This window comes from Jingyaoa shaoxingensis, assembly GCF_014385005.1.
Classification (GTDB): Bacteria; Bacillota; Clostridia; order Lachnospirales; family Lachnospiraceae; genus Marvinbryantia; species Marvinbryantia shaoxingensis.
This window is the reverse complement of sequence record NZ_JACRSZ010000001.1, coordinates 772,370-791,790: the sequence shown is the minus strand read 5'-3', so window position 1 is coordinate 791,790 and position 19,421 is coordinate 772,370. Positions and strand designations below refer to the sequence as shown.

Annotated in this window: 17 protein-coding genes, 5 pseudogenes and 1 riboswitch; of the genes and pseudogenes, 21 read left to right on the top strand and 1 reads right to left on the bottom strand. The window is 40.4% G+C overall.

Annotated elements, in window-relative coordinates; all coding sequences use genetic code 11:
- Positions 1–68: 68 nt before the first annotated feature.
- Positions 69–1,016 (bottom strand): helix-turn-helix domain-containing protein, encoded by a 948-nt coding sequence (locus H8716_RS03725; protein WP_249307157.1) that lies wholly within the window; start codon positions 1,014–1,016, stop codon positions 69–71.
- A gap of 293 nt (positions 1,017–1,309) precedes the next feature.
- Here H8716_RS03725 and H8716_RS03720 point away from each other — a divergent pair, with 293 nt between their 5' ends.
- From H8716_RS03720 to H8716_RS03630, 21 genes and pseudogenes are all read left to right on the top strand, one after another.
- A complete protein-coding gene (locus tag H8716_RS03720) occupies positions 1,310–1,537 on the top strand; it encodes a FeoA family protein (protein ID WP_249307156.1) in 228 nt (75 codons plus the stop codon).
- Positions 1,534–3,474 (top strand): ferrous iron transport protein B, encoded by a 1,941-nt coding sequence (gene feoB / locus H8716_RS03715; protein ID WP_249307155.1) that lies wholly within the window; start codon positions 1,534–1,536, stop codon positions 3,472–3,474. Before H8716_RS03720 ends, feoB begins: the two co-directional genes overlap by 4 nt.
- 285 nt (positions 3,475–3,759) lie before the next feature.
- A pseudogene (locus H8716_RS17815) lies at positions 3,760–3,837 on the top strand (TnpV protein); the annotation flags it as partial.
- Between the two features lie 120 nt (positions 3,838–3,957).
- Positions 3,958–4,143: a hypothetical protein gene (locus tag H8716_RS03710; protein ID WP_249307154.1), complete on the top strand. Its 186-nt coding sequence runs from the start codon at positions 3,958–3,960 to the stop codon at positions 4,141–4,143.
- A 236-nt stretch (positions 4,144–4,379) separates the two neighbouring features.
- Positions 4,380–4,455: riboswitch (cyclic di-GMP riboswitch) on the top strand.
- A 99-nt stretch (positions 4,456–4,554) separates the two neighbouring features.
- Positions 4,555–6,399: an ABC transporter substrate-binding protein gene (locus tag H8716_RS03705; protein WP_249307153.1), complete on the top strand. Its 1,845-nt coding sequence runs from the start codon at positions 4,555–4,557 to the stop codon at positions 6,397–6,399.
- A gap of 146 nt (positions 6,400–6,545) precedes the next feature.
- The gene (locus H8716_RS03700) at positions 6,546–8,711 is read left to right on the top strand and encodes an ATP-binding protein (protein WP_249307152.1); all 2,166 of its coding nucleotides are present in this window, start codon (positions 6,546–6,548) and stop codon (positions 8,709–8,711) included.
- Positions 8,701–11,517 (top strand): transporter substrate-binding domain-containing protein, encoded by a 2,817-nt coding sequence (locus H8716_RS03695; RefSeq protein WP_249307151.1) that lies wholly within the window; start codon positions 8,701–8,703, stop codon positions 11,515–11,517. The genes H8716_RS03700 and H8716_RS03695 overlap by 11 nt, the downstream gene beginning before the upstream one ends.
- Positions 11,518–11,766: 249 nt before the next feature.
- Positions 11,767–12,774, top strand: a complete 1,008-nt coding sequence (locus H8716_RS03690) for a PDDEXK nuclease domain-containing protein (protein WP_249307150.1) — start codon at positions 11,767–11,769, stop codon at positions 12,772–12,774.
- Positions 12,775–12,872: 98 nt separating this feature from the next.
- Positions 12,873–13,049 (top strand): annotated as a pseudogene (locus H8716_RS03685) (helix-turn-helix domain-containing protein); the annotation flags it as partial.
- A pseudogene (locus H8716_RS18025) lies at positions 13,048–13,215 on the top strand (protein-ADP-ribose hydrolase); the annotation flags it as partial. The pseudogenes H8716_RS03685 and H8716_RS18025, both read left to right, overlap by 2 nt.
- A gap of 5 nt (positions 13,216–13,220) precedes the next feature.
- A pseudogene (locus H8716_RS03675) lies at positions 13,221–13,382 on the top strand (TnpV protein); the annotation flags it as partial.
- 176 nt (positions 13,383–13,558) lie between these two features.
- A complete protein-coding gene (locus H8716_RS17565) occupies positions 13,559–13,693 on the top strand; it encodes a hypothetical protein (protein WP_283242925.1) in 135 nt (44 codons plus the stop codon).
- A gap of 17 nt (positions 13,694–13,710) precedes the next feature.
- Positions 13,711–14,004 (top strand): BREX-1 system adenine-specific DNA-methyltransferase PglX, encoded by a 294-nt coding sequence (locus H8716_RS03670; RefSeq protein ID WP_249307148.1) that lies wholly within the window; start codon positions 13,711–13,713, stop codon positions 14,002–14,004.
- Positions 13,896–14,306, top strand: a pseudogene (locus tag H8716_RS03665) (BREX-1 system adenine-specific DNA-methyltransferase PglX); the annotation flags it as partial. The gene H8716_RS03670 and the pseudogene H8716_RS03665, both read left to right, overlap by 109 nt.
- 188 nt (positions 14,307–14,494) lie before the next feature.
- Positions 14,495–14,974: a hypothetical protein gene (locus tag H8716_RS03660; protein ID WP_249307147.1), complete on the top strand. Its 480-nt coding sequence runs from the start codon at positions 14,495–14,497 to the stop codon at positions 14,972–14,974.
- Positions 14,975–15,147: 173 nt separating this feature from the next.
- Positions 15,148–15,357 (top strand): DUF3791 domain-containing protein, encoded by a 210-nt coding sequence (locus H8716_RS03655; RefSeq protein ID WP_249307216.1) that lies wholly within the window; start codon positions 15,148–15,150, stop codon positions 15,355–15,357.
- 46 nt (positions 15,358–15,403) lie between these two features.
- Positions 15,404–16,942 (top strand): RNA-binding domain-containing protein, encoded by a 1,539-nt coding sequence (locus tag H8716_RS03650; RefSeq protein WP_249307146.1) that lies wholly within the window; start codon positions 15,404–15,406, stop codon positions 16,940–16,942.
- A gap of 6 nt (positions 16,943–16,948) precedes the next feature.
- Complete coding sequence (locus tag H8716_RS03645) at positions 16,949–17,098, top strand: hypothetical protein (protein ID WP_330606435.1); 150 nt, start codon at positions 16,949–16,951, stop codon at positions 17,096–17,098.
- Between the two features lie 94 nt (positions 17,099–17,192).
- Positions 17,193–17,519, top strand: coding sequence for a tyrosine-type recombinase/integrase (locus H8716_RS03640; protein WP_334299701.1), 327 nt, complete (start codon positions 17,193–17,195; stop codon positions 17,517–17,519).
- A gap of 713 nt (positions 17,520–18,232) precedes the next feature.
- Positions 18,233–18,691 (top strand): Hsp20/alpha crystallin family protein, encoded by a 459-nt coding sequence (locus tag H8716_RS03635; RefSeq protein WP_249307144.1) that lies wholly within the window; start codon positions 18,233–18,235, stop codon positions 18,689–18,691.
- Between the two features lie 118 nt (positions 18,692–18,809).
- Positions 18,810–19,265, top strand: a complete 456-nt coding sequence (locus H8716_RS03630) for an Hsp20/alpha crystallin family protein (RefSeq protein WP_249307143.1) — start codon at positions 18,810–18,812, stop codon at positions 19,263–19,265.
- The last annotated feature ends 156 nt before the right edge of the window (positions 19,266–19,421 follow it).

The following is a 19,421-nucleotide window of genomic DNA, read 5'->3' as shown; positions in this document are numbered from 1 at the left end:
GATACTTATAGTGAAAAAGATTTAGCGGATGGGATTGGGAAAGTCTAGGGAGAAATAATGGAACAGTCTTACGGGAGATGTTCATTTCTTCGATAATCCAATGGCTTCATGTGATAGAAATCTTTAAAAACCTTCGCAAACCGTCCCTGATTTGCATATCCACAGACTTTTGCTATGTCTGAAATATTCTGGTCAGATTCTGAAAGTAATTTTGCAGCCAGTTCCATACGCTTATGGTTCAAATATGTGGAAAGATTCATACCATAGACAGAACGGAAATAATTTTTGAGACTTGTTTCACTGACACCCAGGGAAGCAGCTATGCTGGCTGCCGAAATATGACGGCTGAGATCTTTGAGAAGAATTTCCTGTGCTTTTTTAGCAAGTGCAGCCTGTGTACGGGTAAGAAATGGCTGTGGGCTTTGCATCAGAAGCCTTTGATCTGTCAGATGTAAAAGAATCTGCAGACACAGCAACCGGATATTTCCAACAGAATAAACCTGACGGTTCTGATCCAGCATTTTCCATAGGGTAAGAAATGGTTCGGATGTGATACAGGAAACATCTTTTCCATACAGATTGTAAAGCTGTTCAAAATTGATGGCGAACAGTTTCAGTGTCTGCCTGGTTTCATCGGTGAAGGTATCCGGCAGGGCATAAATCTCCCAGCCCTGATAGAAACCGGATGGATAATAAAAGGAATCCTGAACCATTCGGGTGCTGACGCTCATATGATTTTTATCTATGTAGCTGTAATTGTCTTCGGATAAATGAAATTCGCAGCGCCCTTCAAGACAAAAATTCACAATCAGTGAATGCTCGAAGGATAAGCCTCCTGATACGGGGACTGTAGTAGTGTGGATATCATTGAAGGCAATGTGGATTCCCGGAAGAACGGAATAATAGGTAAGTGCCATATATCCGTCCAGCATCTCCTGATAAATCTCTATCTGCTCTTTTTTGCCCTGTAAGAACATCTGGATATCTTCGTTAAAAGCTAAATTATCTTTTTTCATAGATCAGGTCATCTCCTTATCTTTATGCCCGCAGGCAGAATCATGTCCTGCTATTCCAAATTATTGCAGTCATTTATCTTTTAAAAGTATTATAGCAAAGAATGAAAGTAATTCACAGAAACAAAAACAAGAAAATGCTAAACAGACCTTTTTTGCCGGAACTGGTATAGATTTATTTTCTTATATACCGTAAACTTTATACAAGAGTTAGAAATAACGAACTTACAGGCGTAAAAGTATAGGGTATCATCTGATTCATAAACGCTACAGTGATGATGAAAAGGAGGAGGAAAATGAGATTATCAGAAGTAACAGTGGGGAATAAGGTAAAAGTAAATGCTATTTCGGGAAACCGTCATCTGCTCTCCAGACTGATCGGAGTGGGACTCGCAGAAGGAGCCCTGCTTCAGATAGTGCAAAATGAAAAAGGGCAGCCGGTATTATTTTATTGCCGGGATTCTGTCATTGCATTAAGCGAGAAAGACTGTAAAAAAATTGAAGTGGAGGAGGCAGGAGAATGAAAGAAAAAACGATTGCGTTGCTGGGACAGCCAAATTCCGGTAAATCCTCCGTGTTCAATGGACTGACAGGCTCCCATCAGCATGTAGGAAACTGGCCGGGAAAGACAGTAGAACATAAGGAAGGAACCTTCCGGTTTGAGGGAGAAACATACCGGGTAGTAGACCTGCCGGGAAGCTACAGTTTATCAGCCGGTTCGGATGAGGAAGTCATCACGACAGATTACATAAAATCCGGTGAAGCAGATCTTGTGACGATTCTTGTAGACAGTTCCCAGTTGGAGCGTTCTCTTTACATGGTAGCAGATTTTATCGGTATTAAACTACCGGTTCTGCTAATCCTGAATATGATGGATGTTGCAGAGCAGAAAGGAATAGAGATTCATACCGGGATACTTCAGGAAAAGCTCGGGATTCCTGTGATCGGGTTCGTGGCTGCTGAGAACAGGGGATATGGAAATCTCAAAGAGCAGATTGCGGAAGCACTGAAAAATCCTCGGATGATGGAACAATCCCTGCTGATGGAACGTTATGCCGGAGATTCATCTATTCCTTTCACGGAAATGATCGCAAGGGAAAAGGGAACGGGCATATATACAAGAGAGAAGCAGGCAATTCTGGCTTTTGAGAAGGAAGACAAAAATCTGATGCGGTCAGGCAGGCATAAATATGACTTCATTGATATGCTGTTGGATGGGGCTGTCAAAAAGACGAAGGTAAAATCAGGACTTGAGCGGTTTGACCGGAAAGCACTTGGCAGGCATTCCGGTAAATGGATTGCTTTTGGTATAATCCTTGCTGGCATGACAGGAGCAATGCTGATCGCTTCACCGATCATGGTACTTGGTTTTGCGATTCCTGGCGGACTGACACCGCTTTTGGAAAAGCTGATGAATCTATTTGGCGTGTGGAAACCTCTTGCAGAGCTTGTATGCGTGGTTCTGCCAAATGTGCTGGCGTTTACCATTGCCATGGCCGGGTTTGTGCTTGGCGTTACGTTTATATTCGCATTGATTGAAGATGTCGGGTACATGGCACGTATCTCGGTAGTGTTTAATAAAGCCATGGAAAGACTGGGACTCCAGGGAAAAAGCGTGTGCTCGTTCCTGATGAGTCTTGGCTGCAATATGGCAGGAGTTGCAGGAAGCCGTGTAATTGACAGTACCGGTCAGAGGTTCCTGACCATGATTCTGGTATGGAGCATCCCATGTGGGTCCACCCTGTCCCTGGCACCGATGCTGGCGTCCATTTTCTTCGGACCGCTGGGCAGCTTTCTGGTGCTGCTGTTTATGTTGGGGATTACGCTTGGTTCCATGTTCCTTGCCTCAAAGATTTTTGGCAGACAGTTGATCAGGGAAGAGGATGAGCATGGTATTATTATGGAACTTCCACCTTATCATAAACCCAAATGGGGACATATTGTGCGGATGACGCTTACAAAAGCGAAGGATATTTTTGTTCGTGCTTTTCGTGTGATCTTTCTCGTGTCAGTTGTTTTTTACCTGCTTTCCTACAGCTGGTTTGGAAATATAAGTATTTTTGCGGCGTTTGGACAACTGATCTCTCCGGTAACAGAGTTCTTTGGAATGACATGGCAGATGTTTATGGCATATCTTTCTTCCATGGTAACAAAGGAATCCTTGTTGGGAGTGATTAATGCACTCTATAATAATTCTGATGTGGTATCAGCGGCATTCAATGCCAAATCCATAGGCATGACAGAGGGCATGGCACAGCTTCTTCCACAGGTAATCAACAAACCACAGGCACTGGGATTTATTATGGCAATTGTATTTAATGTGCCATGTACAATGACGGTTGCAGTAACCTTCCGGGAGAATCATTCAAAAAAATGGATTGCTTTGCCGGTATTATATTATCTTGTGTTTTCACTGATTCTTTCCTGTGTGTTTTACCACATCGGAATGCTGATCTGGTAACCTGATGGAACACAGGGAAGAATCAGACCGTATGCACTCACTTCTTGATAATGGAAGTCGATTTTTGTCCTGTCTTGTGTATCCCGGAAGTGCCTGTTTTACAGGATTTCCGGGGTATCGATCATTTTGTCTGGTATTGTAAAGCAGTGTCAGATTTGTCGTAAATGTCGTAAATTTGTGGTCAAAAAATGATAAGAAATGGAGAGTGCTAATAATATGAACGCAGGCTACGAAGTGACTGCGTTCATGAGCAAGTAGCGAAGCGGATTGCGAATGTCCACTGCTATGACTTATACAAATGTGAATGGATATCTGATTCCAAATCTCACCTATAAATCCGGTAGGCAGAATGAGAGAGTTGGGGTAAAATTAGAATATAGACTTTATAGACTTAAAGAAATTTTTTGAGATGTCAATCTGGAATTTCAAAATGGAAAAGTTGCGACACTGTCGCAATAATCATCGAAAAGGGAGGTTGCGCTGATGAAACATTCTGAAAAAGAAAAGACAACTTTGGATTCACTGAGTCCAAAATTAAATAGAAATATGGTTGCCTATCATGAAACAGGCGATTTATTTGCTGATACATGTGAAATCGTAGAAAGTGCACAAAGCATTGCGTATATAGATTATCGCAGTTTTTTCAGGAAGGTAATTCAGAGAATCTGACAGAAAAACAGAAAGAAGTTCTAGGGATATGGAACAATCTGAGTACAAATGAGCAGGAAACAGTGATGCCAATGCTTCGTGGACTTCGGAAGTAGAAGAACAGTTCGAGTATATATAGCGGCTGTTCTTTTTTTGTTTTCAGGCGTTAAAACAGTAATGTTTTTCTTGTGTACAGTAGAGCGCTATAGTATAATAAAACCAGTTTTTTTGCATAAGTTTAAAAGCTATATCTATAATAAGGAAATCGGCAAACCAGATGAAAGTCTGGGACGCAAAGCTACAGGGCCTGTAAAATGGCAGCCAGTTGCATAAAATGAGGTGCACTGTCTGTCTGACAGTGTTTTTTTACGGTGTTATTTCACAGACGTAACAATAATGACTTTATCAGGAAAGAATGAGGAAAACAAAAGTATGAAAAAGGCAAAACGTTGTCTGATAACAGTGGTGTCAGGTGTACTTGTAGCAACTGCTGTTTTGTCTGGATGTGGACAGTCAAAGAAAGAAGTATCTAAAAACGATGATCATCTTACCGTTTATCTGTGGGAAAATCGTTTGATGAAAAATATTGCACCCTATATCCATGAACAGTTTCCTGATCAGGATATTGAATTTATTATTGGTAACAATGATACCGATTTATACAGTTATTTTAAAGAACATGATGAATTACCGGATATCATAACAGTACGTCGATTTTCCGGAACAGATGCACAGGACTTACAGCCTTATCTTATGGATTTTGCTTCTTATGATGTTGTTTCTAAGTATTATTCCTATGCGGTGCAATATTATAAGAATGCGGAGGATGAAATCCAGTGGCTGCCAATCTGTGGTATTCCGCAGACGATCATTGCCAACAAAACACTGTTTGATCAGTATGGAATTAAGATTCCGGAAAATTATGAGGAATATGTACAGGCCTGTCAGCAGTTTTATGATAATGGCATAAAACCGTATTCCATGGATCTTGGTGAAGACTGGTCTAATAATGAAATCATTCAGGCGGCGGCAATCGGTGAGTTTACAAGCCTGGATGGTATTGAATGGCGAAATGGTGCAGAGACTGCAGCGGATGAAGTAAAGTTTGATGATACCTTATGGAAACGTATTTTTTCAGAAACCAGTCAGTTTCTTAAGGATTCGCATTTTGGCAAAGAAGATATCAATATTGACATCAATACAGGAATCCAGATGTTTGTCGAGGGAAAATCAGCAATGTTTCATGGACATCCGACGGTTATGCAGCAGGTGCAGAAACAGATGGATGCGGAGCTGATCCGTATTCCTTACTTTTCACAGATATCGGATGAATCCTATGTGTACATGACTCCGTCATTAAACATTGCATTTAACAAAAACCTGGAAAAAGACCGGGAGAAACTGGATACTGCACTGGATGTGCTGGATTGTATGATTTCAGAAGAGGGGCAAAAGCTGATTGCGGATGGAAGCGGCGTTATTTCGTTGAATACAGATGTTCCAACCATGATGCAGGATGTGCCTGGACTGGAAGATGAAATTAAAAATAATGCTGTTTATATCCGATATTCCGCTCAAAAATCATTTGATGCAAGTCTTGAGGCTGTTCACGGATTACTGTCAGGGGAAATGGATGAAACACAGGCTTATGATACTTTGCGCAGTGTAATGAATCGTAAAGATCCAGAAGAAAAAGCAATGGTGAATTTTGAAAATGAATATTCCATTTCACTGAACGATAGAAATGGCCGTGATGCAGCAGCTTCCATTTTAACTACGATCAGAGAAGAAAATGATGCACAGCTGGCTCTGGCACCATATTATTATTTCACTTCTTCTATGTACAAAGGAGAATGCACCAGCAGCCGGGTTGGCATGATGACAGCGAAGAGTTCAGATACAGCATTATATGTTGCAAAAATCAATGGTAAACAGGTTTATGAACTCGTGGAAAATTATCTCGCCGATGCGGATGAGAATTTTTACGTAACCAATAAATACGAATTACCAATTGCATCCGGTATGAAAATTATCGTCAGTCAAGAGGAAAGTGGATTTTCGTTAAAGGACTTAACAGTTAATGATAAGAAAATAGACAAAGAAAAGGAATACTCTATTCTTCTTACAGACACCACAATGTCTGTTTTGAAAAAAATAAATCCGAAATGTGAGATTGAGCAGCTTAAAGATACAACATTATCAAGTGCATGGATCGAAGCAATGTCAAAAGGACAGCAGCCGTCAGCACCGGAAGACTATATAGAGGTTGAACAGTAAAAGTGGAGATAGAACAAACGGTAACTAAAAGAAAAAAAATAACAAGGCTATTGCTTATACTACTTATTATTCTTTTAAGCTTAGCTTGCATCAAGTATCTGATAAGTAAGTCTGGCAAGTATATTAGCGAAAATGGAAAAAGCAGTATGGGAGCTGTTGTTGAACAGATACAGCAGACCTATGATCTTCAGGTGAGTGGGTACTACAGCCAGCTGCAGTTGGCTGAGGAATTTTTACTTCAAGAGAGAGAACTGTCTCTTGAAACGGATACGAACAAAAGTTTCTTTGAAGCATGGGAAAAAGAATCGGAAAGTACACTTATATTCCTTCAGGAAAATGGTCAGGCAATATCAGCAGGTGGAACAAAAATGCGGATTGATATGCCAAGTAAACTTCTGCTGGACTTAAAGAACGGGTACAATATTGGAAAATTGGTGCGTCTTGATTATGATCAGAAGAAAAAAGACGGTTATCTGGTTGCGATTCCATGTCAGGAATACACTATCAATGGAGAAATTTATACGGCAATTGGAACTGTGTATGATCATTCGAAACTGGATTCCATGTTAAAATTGAAAGGTTATCATGGGAAAGCATATTTGTTCATGCTGGATAATGACGGAAATATTACGTATACGAACCAGAGTGGAGATAAATACCTGCGTAATTATTCTTTGTTAAAACATTTAAAAGGGGAACAGGCTATTACAGAAGAAGAGGCTGATTTGTTCAAAAAGAAGTTTGATAACAGAGAATCCGGAGTTGCACTTTTGGGAAAACAGAACCCCTATTATCTGGGGTATTGCCCGATAGAAAGCAACAACACTATTTTGGTATGCATTGTGGCAAGGGGAGTTGTTGACAATGTGCTGAGGGATTACCAGAAAACGGTGTTGTTTACAACAATACTCATGGCAGGTTTTGTATTTTTACTTTTTGCCGAATTATTCTACAGTATTTCCAGACTTAGTCTTGCAGATCAAAAAGCAGAATATGAAAAAAGAAATAATGAACTTCATTTACAAACAATGAAGGAAATGGAAGTAGTCAATCAAAAACTGAAAAAGGCAAAGAACGTTGCAACAGAGGCTTTACAGACAGCTGAAAATGCAAATAAGGCGAAAACGGATTTCCTGTCTAATATGTCACATGATATTCGTACTCCTATGAATGCAATCATTGGTATCACATCTTTGATCAGACATGATGCAGGTAATAAAGCAAAAGTTATAGAGTATGCAGATAAAATAGATATTTCATCACAGCATCTGTTGGGAATTATCAATGACGTTCTGGATATGAGCAAGATTGAGGCAGGAAAAACAGTCTTCAAGTATTCTGACTTTTCTATTCTGGATCTTGTACAGGAACTTGACACTATATTTCATTCTCAAATATATGAAAAGAAGCAGGCACTTACAATTATAAAAGAAAACATCCGTCATGAGTGGGTGAATGGGGATCAGGTTCACCTGATGCAGATTTTCAGCAACCTGCTTTCCAATGCGATGAAGTATACCCAGGAAGGTGGGGAAATTCAGTTCTTTGTAGAAGAATGTGAGACAAAGTCATCTGTCTATGCAAAGTACCGTTTCTTAGTTAGCGATAATGGATTGGGAATGTCGGCAGATTTCAAGGATACAATTTTTGATGCGTTTACCCGTGCGGAAAGTTCCCTTACAAACAAAATACAGGGAACCGGACTTGGAATGGCTATTACTAAGAACCTGGTTGAGGCAATGGGAGGCAGCATTGATGTGGAGAGTGAACTGGGACAGGGAAGCTGTTTTGAGGTTCTCCTGGATCTGAAAATTGCAGAGGATAGAACGGCTGCTCTGGCAGCACAAGAAGAAACAGATGAGCAGGATGGTAATATCCTTCAGGGAATGAAATTCCTGTGTGCAGAGGATAATGAGCTGAACGCGGAGATCCTGATAGAACTATTAAAGATTGAAGGTGCGGAATGTACCATTTGTGAAAATGGCGAAGAGATTTTGGAAGCATTTGAACAGTCTGCTCCAGGTGATTATGACATGATTCTGATGGATGTGCAGATGCCTGTTATGAATGGCTATGAGGCGACGCGGGCAATCCGCAGAAGTTCCCATGAGCTGGCAAAGAAGATTCCGATCATTGCCATGACCGCCAATGCATTTTCGGAGGATATTCAACATTCCCTGGCAGCCGGTATGAATGCACATGTTTCCAAACCGGTTGAGATGAGGGTACTGGAAAAGACGATCAGAAGCATAAAATCCGGCGGGGGGGGGTACCGAACCGCAGGTCACGGAACAGTGACAAATGGATATTGATGCGGCAGTGTTACTGGCTTTTGTATGCGTGTGTATGATATTTTCTCCCCAGACTGCATATGCAGCCGAGGACAGTTCGCAGCATGAAACTGTCAAAGTCGGTTTTTTTGCCATGGATGGTTATCATGTGATGGATGAAGAAGGCAACCGCAGTGGGTATGGTTATGATTTTCTTCGGCTGATGGCCCGTTATTGGGATGTAGATTACGAATATGTTGGATATGATAAGAGCTGGGATGATATGCAGCAGATGCTTGAAGATGGCGAGATTGATATGGTAACATCTCCCCGCAAAACACCGGACAGAGAAGAAAAGTTTGATTTTTCACGTCCGATCGGAACCAATAATGGGATTCTGACCGTCCGCAGTGACAACAGCACGATTGTGGACGGCAATTACAGCACTTACAACGGTATGCGTGTGGCGCTTTTGAACGGAAACACCCGGAATGAAGAGTTTGCGGATTTTGCAGACAACAAAGGATTTACATATGTTCCATCTTATTTTGATACGACCACAGAAATGGATGAAGCCCTTCAGAGCGAAAAAGTTGATGCGATTGTTACCAGTTCTCTGAGAAAAACAAACAATGAGCGAATCGTGGAGAAATTTGGCAGCAGCGATTTCTATATCATTGTTAAAAAGGGCAATACAGAATTGCTGAATGAGATCAATTATGCGATCGATCAGATGAATGCGGTTGAGGGTGACTGGAAAACGACGCTTTACAATAAAAATTATGAAAGCATAGAAACTAAGAATCTGGAATATACGGAGAAAGAAAAAAGTATTATTTCACAGTATTCCAAGGACAACCCGCTTCATGTTCTGTGTGATCCGACCCGTTATCCATATTCTTATAATGAAAATGGTGAGATGAAGGGTATTATCCCGGATTACTTCCGGAAAATTGCAGACTATGCCGGGATTTCCTATGAGTTTCTTACACCTGCTACCAGAGATGAGTATATTGCTTATCAGAAAAATACGGAAACCACAGATATGAGCATCGATGCACGCCTGGAAACAGATAACTATGCTGAGACGAAAAAATGGGGGATTACTGCACCTTTCATTACGATGCAGCTGGCAAGGGTGACACGGCGTGACTTTGATGGAAAAATTAATGTTGTTGCTACTGTTGACCAGACAGCATCAAATTCAATTGAAGATGCAATGGCACCCGGTGCAGAAAAACTGATGTGCAGTACCCGACAGGAAATGATGGAAGCTGTCCGTGAGGGTAAAGCAGATGCTGCCTTCGTCTACTATTACATGGCACAGGCGTTTGTGAACAGTGACACTACGGGCACCATGACATATACTCTGCTGGAACAGCCTACATTCACCTACCGCATGGTAATTTCATCAACTGAGAACCATGCGCTGGCTGGTATTCTGACGAAAGCAATGTATGCCATGCCCCAAAATCTTGTTGAAGATCTTGCAGCACAGTATACTACACACAAAGCAACAGAGCTTACATTTGTTGACTGGATACGTCTGCATCCTGTTGTTACTGTTTGGGTTCTTCTTATTTTTGGATGGCTGCTGACTGCTATGGCTGGGACAATGGTGCGTCTCAGTGCAAGAAAAAAAGCTCAGAAGGCGGCCCAGGAGAAAGCTGAGGAAATGGCGGAACTGGCAGAGCATGCACAGGCTGCAGACAAGGCAAAAACAGCATTTCTGTCGCATATGTCCCATGATATGAGGACACCGATGAATGCAATCATAGGATTTACCGGTATTGCAATGAAAAACAATCCGTCAGACGAAGTGAAAAATTGTCTGGAAAAGATTGACGAAAGCTCAGAGCATTTACTGTCGCTGCTCAATGATGTATTAGATCTGACCCGCATCGAAAGTGGAAAAGTGAAATACAATCCGGTACCGGCGGATGTGAAAAACATTACAGATTCTGCATTGGATATTACAAAAGGCTTTCTTACGAACAGGGATATCAACTTTAAGATTCAGCGTGAAGAAGCAAAGATTCCAAATGTACTTGCGGATCCTGCACGCCTGCGTGATGTGCTGGTCAATATTCTGAGCAATGCCGCGAAATTCACTCCGGATGGAGGGACGATTACCTTTGAAGCCCGGTGTCTGGAAAAGGGCGGGGATGGATATATAAATATGCGTTACCGCATTTCGGATACTGGTATTGGCATGAGTGAGGAATTTACAAAAGAAGTTTTTGAGGAATTTGCACAGGAAGATTCCGATGTGAGAACGCAGTACCATGGAGTTGGACTGGGGATGGCTATCGTAAAGAAGTATGTAGATATGATGGGTGGAACCATTTCTGTGCAGAGTAAAAAGCATGAGGGAACCACATTTACTGTGGATATTCCTTTGGAAATTACAGATAAGGAATGTAATAAGGCAGACACAGGTATTTCTGAAAAGGTAAATCTTACAGGTGTGAATGTCCTTCTTGCGGAGGATAATGAACTGAATGCAGAGATTGCTGCCGTGCAGTTGGAAGAGTTCGGGATGAATGTAGAAAGAGCTGTGGATGGAAAGAATGCTGTTGAGATTTTCAGAAATCATCCAGAAGGCACATTTGATGTAATCCTGATGGATATCATGATGCCTGAAATGAATGGTTATGAAGCGGCAAAAGCAATCAGGGCAATGAATGACAGACCGGATGGAAAAAACATTCCTATTATAGCAATGACAGCTAATTCATTTGCAGAAGATGTTCAGGCATCACTGGATGCAGGAATGAACGCACATTTGTCGAAGCCGATTGTGATTGATGAAGTTATAAAAACGATTTTAAGGTATGTATATAATTGATTAGCAGAGGTTCATGAGCAGATGGAACAACTTGGTAAATATGGATTTTTACGCAGAGATTATCTTGAAAGAATTGATCTATGTTTAAATGAATGTGATGAGGTCGTGGAATGCGACCTCATTGTTGTATGGAATATAAAATTGCAGTAGGCAGAACGGTCTAAAAAGGGTAAAATAGAAATATCAGTTTGTAATTTTGGATTGAAAAATTGCAATATTATCACTGTTAACAGGAAGGAGGGCTTTCTGATGAATAAAGCGTTTTATGGAGAAATTAAGAAAATACTTTCAGATGCAAGAAATAAAGTTTATCAGACTGCCAACTTTGCCATGGTGGAAGCTTACTGGCAGATTGGAAAGTCTATTGTTGAAGAACAAAACGGAGAAGAACGTGCAGAATATGGAACAGGATTGCTCAAGGAACTGTCGAATCAGATGACACGGGATTTTGGAAAAGGTTTTACGGTGGCAAATCTGAAAAATATGAGGCAGTTTTATCTGACGTTCCCAAATAGCTACGCACTGCGTAGCGAATTGAGCTGGACGCATTATCGACTTTTAATGCGTGTGGAAAATGAAAATGCACGACAGTTTTACATGGAAGAAGCAGTAAAGTCTCAATGGAGTACGCGGCAACTGGAAAGGCAGATCAACACGTTCTTTTATGAAAGACTGCTTTCCAGTAAAAATAAAGAAAATGTTGCACAGGAGATTCAAAGATTAGAACAGGGAAAAACACCGGAGGATATTATTCGTGATCCATATGTGCTGGAATTCCTTGGATTGTCTCCGAATGATGAGTTTTATGAAAGTGACTTGGAACAGGCTCTTATTACACATTTACAAAAGTTTTTATTGGAATTAGGACGAGGATTTTCTTTTGTTGCCAGGCAAAAAAGAATTACGTTTGATGGACGCCATTTTAGAATAGATCTTGTTTTTTACAATTATATTTTAAAATGTTTTGTGCTTATTGACTTGAAGATTGGTGATTTGACACATCAGGATTTAGGACAGATGCAAATGTATGTGCATTATTATGAACGAGAATTGATGAACGAAGGAGATAATCCGCCGATTGGAATTGTGTTATGTGCAGATAAGAGTGATGCAGTTGTACGATATACATTGCCAGAAGGTGAAACACAGGTTTTTGCTTCAAAATATAAATTATATCTTCCTTCAGAAGAAGAATTACTGAAAGAGTTAAAAAGGGAATATCAGGCAATGGAAGCTGCACAACCAGACAAAGAATAGAAACTTTATTGGTTAATGGAGTAGATATAAAGACAGGCGTGAGTCATAAAAAATATGACTTGCGTCTTTTTCTTTTTGCAGAAAGGAAGTGAGAGATAATGTCACAGATTTTTCGTGTGGAGCGAACAAAAAATTATACAGTAATGAGTAACCAGCATTTTAAAAACAAGAGCCTGTCATTAAAGGCAAAGGGATTGTTGTCTCTGATGCTGAGCCTGCCGGATGACTGGAATTATAATATGCAAGGGCTCGCATCTTTGAGCAGGGATGGAATTCTGCTGTATTTCTACGGGGGTATTTATGTTCCCTAATGAGGAGGCGGCAGAAATCGCAGTACAAACGGTAAAAGATTATAAGGCTGAAACAGGAAGTAGAATTGAGGTGATATTTAATGTTTTTAAGGAACTTGACGAACAGATCTACCGAAACTTACTCAGATAAACTGAGACAAGGCAGCCAGAGAACGGGAAGAGGTAATACTGAAACAGTTAGAAGAAAAAGAACCATTGCCGGATAAAGAGAAAGATCAGATGGCATGGGTAAGAGCTGCCAATCAGCACAAAGCAATTGCAGAAGAGATTATTCTCAAGGAATTGATTTATGTTTAAATGAAGGTGATGAGGTCGTGGATTGCGACCTCATTATTGTATGAAAAATAGCAGTAGGCAGAATGAGAAAAATAGGGTAAAATGGGAACATGGATTTTGGGAACTCATAAGAAATGATTGTGCGGTAAAGTAACTTGAAATGCCAGTTTGGCATTTCAAGTTATAGAGGAGATGGAATGGCGGATCAGAAAGTAAGAGAAATGGAACCAGTGGAAACACAAATAGTTGAAATCATGCCACCGGACGTTGAAAATCTGATTTATGTAGTAAGAAACAAACAAGTCAGGACTATTATTTTCACAAGGGAATGACTTGGACTTATAGTACAATGGCTGCTTTTGGTGCACGTATTATGCCGGAAGGTTTTGTATTTGATGTAAATGGATCGTCTCTTTTTCTACCAGAAAAATATTATAACTATGTTTTATGTTTTTTACAGTCTTGTGTAGGAAGATTTATCATTGATTCAACAAAATCTGCATTTAGTATTCAAGCAGGAACAATAAGAAATTTAGGAATTATTTCCTTAATGATTTTTATAAAGATCATTGCAAGATTTATCAAAAACGCCCGATTTATTGGCTGTTTGACAGTGGTAAAAAGAACGGCTTTAAGGCGCTGATTTATATGCACCGTTATCAGCCGGACACCATTGCCCGCATTCGTACCGATTATGTGCATGAACAGCAGGCTCGTTATCGCACTGCTATTGTCGACTTGGAACAACGGATTGCCAATGCATCCACCGGCGAACGCGTGAAGTTAAAAAAGAAATTAACTACATTGCAAGCACAGGATACTGAAATCAGAACCTACGAGGAAAAGATTCATCACCTTGCCGATCAGATGATCGCTATTGATCTGGACGATGGCGTGAAGAAGAATTATGCAATTTTCCTGGATGTTTTGGCTAAAATAAAGTAAGGGAGAGCGAAAAATGTTATATACTGTATTTTGTGATGAGAGTTGCCATTTACAAAAGGATAATTCTTCAGTTATGGTTCTTGGGGCAATGTATTGTTTAAGCATTAGAATTATCTGAAATTTTTGATAAATGCCATAGCAGATTTAAAGAGACCATTGCAACGAAAGACAGACCACTATTTCAGGGGATGGAAATTTATGTACCTCTAAAATGGATAGAAAATAAGGCAGAAATATTTTGGCATTCTGCAAGTATAGAACCGAAAGTAAAACTCGATATAAAACCATGTACAAATGATATTTCATCTGCATTTTGTTCGGAAAATTGTATATCAGGAACAGAAGTGATTACAATGAATGATGGAAATGTTCGCGCAAAATGTTTGTATCGTGCATTACGCGTGGGGTGGATTAAAGAAGTTATTGAACTGTATAATGAAAACGATGTACGGGTAAAATATTGGGAAAAAATAAATTCTAAGAAGAAAAAGCGTTTGTACTTACGTTATCAAGAAGAAGAATTAGATTATCTGATTGTATTTGAAAAGAAAAGTGAAAAAAGGGTACAGTTGATAACAGCTTACCCAATATTTTTTGTAAGTGCTAAAAAAGATTATGAAAAAGATTATCAGAACTACATAAAAGAGATAGAAAAAGAGATAAAATAAAAAACCGGTGATCGCAATGCGAAAACCGGATTCTCCTTCTAAACGTGTTAGATGAGTTACTATTATTATATGCGTTGTAAGGGGAAAAGTCAATGTAAAAAGGAAAAATAGTTCTGGTAAAAGAAAGGAAAGGCTTGCATATGATGACTGAAGAAAAAATCAAAAATCCGACTATGACGGCAAACCCGATTTTACTTCAAAAAAAATATACCCGTGTCATTGAGTGCTTTGCCAAACAGCAGGGACTTTCACTGGATGAGGCATTGGGGTTATTTTATCGTTCCGAAGTCTATCAGTTAATGCGTGACGGTATTTCTGATATGCACTGTATGAGCGACCTGTATCTTGCAGAGGAATTAAGACTGGAATATCAGAGAAAATAACAAAAAGGCTATGCATTGCGTAGCGATTTGAGAGCGAGGTGTTACAATGACCATAGAAGAAATTCTTGCAGGTGAATCCAAGAATATAGAGTTCAAAGAGAATCTGCCAGAGAAAAGCATCAAATATATGAAGTCTGTGGTTGCCTTTGCAAATGGAACTGGAGGGAAAATCATTTTCGGAATTGCCGATAAAACCAGAGAAGTTGTTGGCTTTGACAAGGAAGATGTGTTCAAGAAAATGGATGCCATTGCAAATGCTGTATCAGACAGTTGTGAACCGGCAATCATTCCAGATATTACTTTACAGACGGTTGATGGTAAGACTGTCATTGTGGTAGAAGTTTCTGATGGCAGACAGCGCCCATATTATATCAAAGCTCTTGGCAGAGATGGCGGTGTATATGTCCGTGTTGCCGGAACTACCCGCCTTGCTGATGAGTATATGATAAAAGAATTATTGTTTGAGGGAAGCAATCGCTACTACGATCAGGCTTTATGTACTGGGTTAAATGTTACAGATGAAGATATTGATGCCCTTTGTAAAGCTATGAAGGAGCAGGCTGTTAAAAATGCCCGTACAGAGGAACAGAAAGCAGCGATTAAAGATGTAGGCAGACAGCAGTTGCGCTCCTGGGGCATTTTGATTGAGCGTGATGGAAAAGATTATCCGTCTAATGCTTTTGCTATTTTGACTGGCAACGGAGGACTTCATGTTGCAACGCAATGTGGTGTGTTCAAAGGTACAACAAAAGCAGTATTTGTTGACCGTAGAGAATATACCGGTCCGCTTTGGGAGCAGATAGACGAAGCATTTCAGTTTGTTTTGAGAAATATTCATTTGGGTGCTACTATTGTGGGAATTTATCGCCAGGATGTTTATGAGATTCCACCGGATGCCATTCGTGAGTTGATTATCAATGCTATGGTACATCGTAGTTATCTGGATCATGGTACCATACAGGTTGCTGTATATGACAATCGATTGGAGATTACTTCCCCAGGAAAGTTGCCAATGGGACAAACGATGGAGCGTATGAAAGAAGGCTATTCTAAAATCAGAAATGAAGCTCTTGCGCATGCGTTTGCTTACATGAATCTGATCGAGCATTGGGGAAGTGGTATTCCAAGAATTATTGATAAAGTAAAAGCTTCCGGATTGCGGGAGCCGGAATTTATTGGTGGCGAAGTTGATTTGCGTATCAATATTTATCGAGGACAGGTTGACGGCACTGTTGACCTCAATAACGCCATTAAAGTGCCGGATACTATTGATAAAATGCTGGATAGTGGCAATAAAGTGCCGGATAAAACAGAAATAGTGCCAGATAATATGAAAAAAATGCCGGATAGTGGCAACGAAGTGCCAGATACGACTGAGAAAATGCCGGATAGTGAACGGGAACAACAAATATATAAATATGTATTGGAAAATGGCTCTATTACTACTGCTGAAACAGTAGAGATTTTAAATGTAAAACATCGTAGAGCCAGAGCTGTCTTGCTGAATATGGTTAAGGACGGTTATTTGAGAAAAGAGGGTGCGGCACGAAGCACTATTTATGTAAAAAATACGGAAGGGAGATAATGCAGCATGGATACAGATAAAATAATACAAGATTTAAATCGCAGATTTGCTGCACCTCTTCCTGAGTTTTATCAGCGTCGTATCATTTTCTGGTACGATGAAGATAAGGAATTTGAGGATAAGATGGATGAAATGGTTTGGAAAATGCAAAGGTGATTGCGCTGACAGGAAATAATGCGTTTTCCGTAAAAAAACTGCTTTCAGTAGATGATTTGACCACAAATTATCTGGTTTACAGAGTAATGTAGAGATTGGTGGACGCAGTGGATTCATATTCAATACAAAGCATGGACGTCCGATCATGCCGGCGGGAGTGAACAGCTTTCTGAAAAATATTGTCAATGCCTATAATAAGAAAGAAAGCAAACTGGCAGAAGAAGAGAAGCGAGAGCCGGAGCTGATGCCTCCTATTTCATCGCATACCCTTCGTCATACGGGATGTACCAGATTGGGTGAGAACAACGTCAATCCCAAAGTTATGCAGTATGTCATGGGGCGCTGGATGTCCAGTGGACATCCGTTTAGCGCCGACCGTAGCGAAGCGAAGACCGCTGGATGTCCAGTGGACATCCGTTAAGCACCGACCGTAGCGAAGCGAAGACCGCTGGATGTCCAGTGGACATCCGTTTAGCGCCGACCGTAGCGAAGCGAAGACCGCTGGATGTCCGGTGGACATCCGTTAAGCACCGACCGTAGCGGAGCGAAGACCATTCAGATGCACAGATCACAATGAATGTCTACAATCATATTGCAGAGAAGTCTCATGTGGAGAACGAGATGTCTAAAATGAATCTGCCAGAAACTGTACCTGCTGTGGTATAAACCAGAAGTCATTGTCGTAAAATGTGGTAAGAAAATCAGACGAATGCCGAGGCATTCTTGAATTTTCCAAAAGATTTGTCGTAAAAATGTGGTCAAATCAAGAAACCACCGTGCGAAAGCAAGTGAAAAATCCCTGTGAAGCTGTGAGATACGCCATGCACAGCTCGGGAATAAATTCCCTCGCTGTCGGGCTGTCGCCCTATAAAATAGCAAAAATAGACGCCTTTGCAAGTAAACTTGCAGGGCGTTTATTTTCGCCATTTTGCATAGCTCGTAGTGTTCACAAAATCTTCACAAAATAATTAGCACTCACCTCTTGACAGTGCTAATAATGCGTGTTATATTACAGATAGAACAAAGGAAGAGAGATAAAAGGAACGATCTTCCAGATGTTCAAAGAACTTGAAATAATAACACAGCAGATTGGATCTTCAAGATCCAGAGAGCTTTTGAAAGGAGATATGACTTATGTTAATGCCTAGTATTTTTGGAGAGAACTTATTTGATGATTTCTTTACACCATTCTATTATGATGACAAAGATGAGAAGAAAGTTGAAAAGAAGCTGTACGGAAGAAGAGCACAGAATCTCCTGAAGACAGATATTAAAGAGAAACCAGAAGGATACGAACTGATCGTGGATGTTCCGGGCTTCAAGAAAGAGGAAGTCAAAGTTGCACTGAAAGATGGTTATCTGACCGTCAGCGCAGCAAAGGGATTGGATGAAGACGAGGAAGATAAGAAGGGACATTACATCAGACGTGAACGTTACGCAGGTGCCTGCGAGAGAAGCTTTTATGTAGGCGAAGAAGTGACTCAGGAAGACATCAAAGGTGAATACAAACATGGTATCCTGAAGCTTTTCGTTCCGAAGAAGGAAGCCAAACCGGCAGCCAGTGACCCGAAGTACATTGCAATTGAGGGCTGATCCGGTGGAACGTTTCTGAAACGGATATAAAAGGCGGCGCCCCATCAGGGATGCTGCCTGAAATGAAAAATAACTTAATCATTTGATATAGAATATAATAGTAAAGGAGATATGACTTATGATGATGCCTAGTATTTTTGGAGAAAATTTATTTGATGATGTGTGGGAAGGTTTTCCATTTAACAATGAGCAGTTCTGGGGCAAGAAGAATCCACTGTATGGTAAACATGCACAGAACATGATGAAGACAGATATTCGTGAGACGGATAAAAGCTATGAACTGGATGTAGATCTTCCGGGCTTCAAGAAAGATGAGATCAAAGTTCAGTTGAAGGACGGTTACCTGATTCTTTCCGCAGCCAAAGGTCTTGATAAGGACGAACAGAACAAAGCCGGTAACTACATCAGACGGGAACGTTATGCAGGAACCATGAGCAGAAGCTTTTATGTAGGCGAGGCAGTCAGTGAAGAAGACATTCATGCAAAATACGAAGATGGTATTCTGAAACTGTCCGTACCGAAGAAAGCACCGAAGAAAATAGAAAAAGATGGTTATATTGCCATTGAAGGTTAACGAAATCTCCTTATAGATGCCGGGGCTTGAAAGAGTCCCGGCGTTTTTTATGGTTAATCAGGGACACTAAAAAGCCGGAAAAAACCGTTCCTGTGGAATTTGCTTTTCGGCTGTATAAATGATAGTATGGATGTAACTATTCAGAATCCACTGTCT

What these genes read in the sequence shown, in the direction of transcription:
- H8716_RS03725 (WP_249307157.1), bottom strand. Translation starts at nt 1,016, where the DNA reads ATGAAAAAAGATAATTTAGCTTTTAACGAAGATATCCAGATGTTCTTA.
- H8716_RS03645 (WP_330606435.1), top strand. Translation starts at nt 16,949, where the DNA reads ATGGATACAGATAAAATAATACAAGATTTAAATCGCAGATTTGCTGCA.
- H8716_RS03720 (WP_249307156.1), top strand. Translation starts at nt 1,310, where the DNA reads ATGAGATTATCAGAAGTAACAGTGGGGAATAAGGTAAAAGTAAATGCT.
- H8716_RS03690 (WP_249307150.1), top strand. Translation starts at nt 11,767, where the DNA reads ATGAATAAAGCGTTTTATGGAGAAATTAAGAAAATACTTTCAGATGCA.
- H8716_RS03660 (WP_249307147.1), top strand. Translation starts at nt 14,495, where the DNA reads ATGGAAATTTATGTACCTCTAAAATGGATAGAAAATAAGGCAGAAATA.
- H8716_RS03710 (WP_249307154.1), top strand. Translation starts at nt 3,958, where the DNA reads ATGAAACATTCTGAAAAAGAAAAGACAACTTTGGATTCACTGAGTCCA.
- H8716_RS03670 (WP_249307148.1), top strand. Translation starts at nt 13,711, where the DNA reads ATGGCTGCTTTTGGTGCACGTATTATGCCGGAAGGTTTTGTATTTGAT.
- H8716_RS03655 (WP_249307216.1), top strand. Translation starts at nt 15,148, where the DNA reads ATGACGGCAAACCCGATTTTACTTCAAAAAAAATATACCCGTGTCATT.
- H8716_RS03650 (WP_249307146.1), top strand. Translation starts at nt 15,404, where the DNA reads ATGACCATAGAAGAAATTCTTGCAGGTGAATCCAAGAATATAGAGTTC.
- H8716_RS03695 (WP_249307151.1), top strand. Translation starts at nt 8,701, where the DNA reads ATGGATATTGATGCGGCAGTGTTACTGGCTTTTGTATGCGTGTGTATG.
- H8716_RS17565 (WP_283242925.1), top strand. Translation starts at nt 13,559, where the DNA reads ATGGCGGATCAGAAAGTAAGAGAAATGGAACCAGTGGAAACACAAATA.
- H8716_RS03700 (WP_249307152.1), top strand. Translation starts at nt 6,546, where the DNA reads ATGGGAGCTGTTGTTGAACAGATACAGCAGACCTATGATCTTCAGGTG.
- H8716_RS03635 (WP_249307144.1), top strand. Translation starts at nt 18,233, where the DNA reads ATGTTAATGCCTAGTATTTTTGGAGAGAACTTATTTGATGATTTCTTT.
- feoB (WP_249307155.1), top strand. Translation starts at nt 1,534, where the DNA reads ATGAAAGAAAAAACGATTGCGTTGCTGGGACAGCCAAATTCCGGTAAA.
- H8716_RS03705 (WP_249307153.1), top strand. Translation starts at nt 4,555, where the DNA reads ATGAAAAAGGCAAAACGTTGTCTGATAACAGTGGTGTCAGGTGTACTT.
- H8716_RS03630 (WP_249307143.1), top strand. Translation starts at nt 18,810, where the DNA reads ATGATGATGCCTAGTATTTTTGGAGAAAATTTATTTGATGATGTGTGG.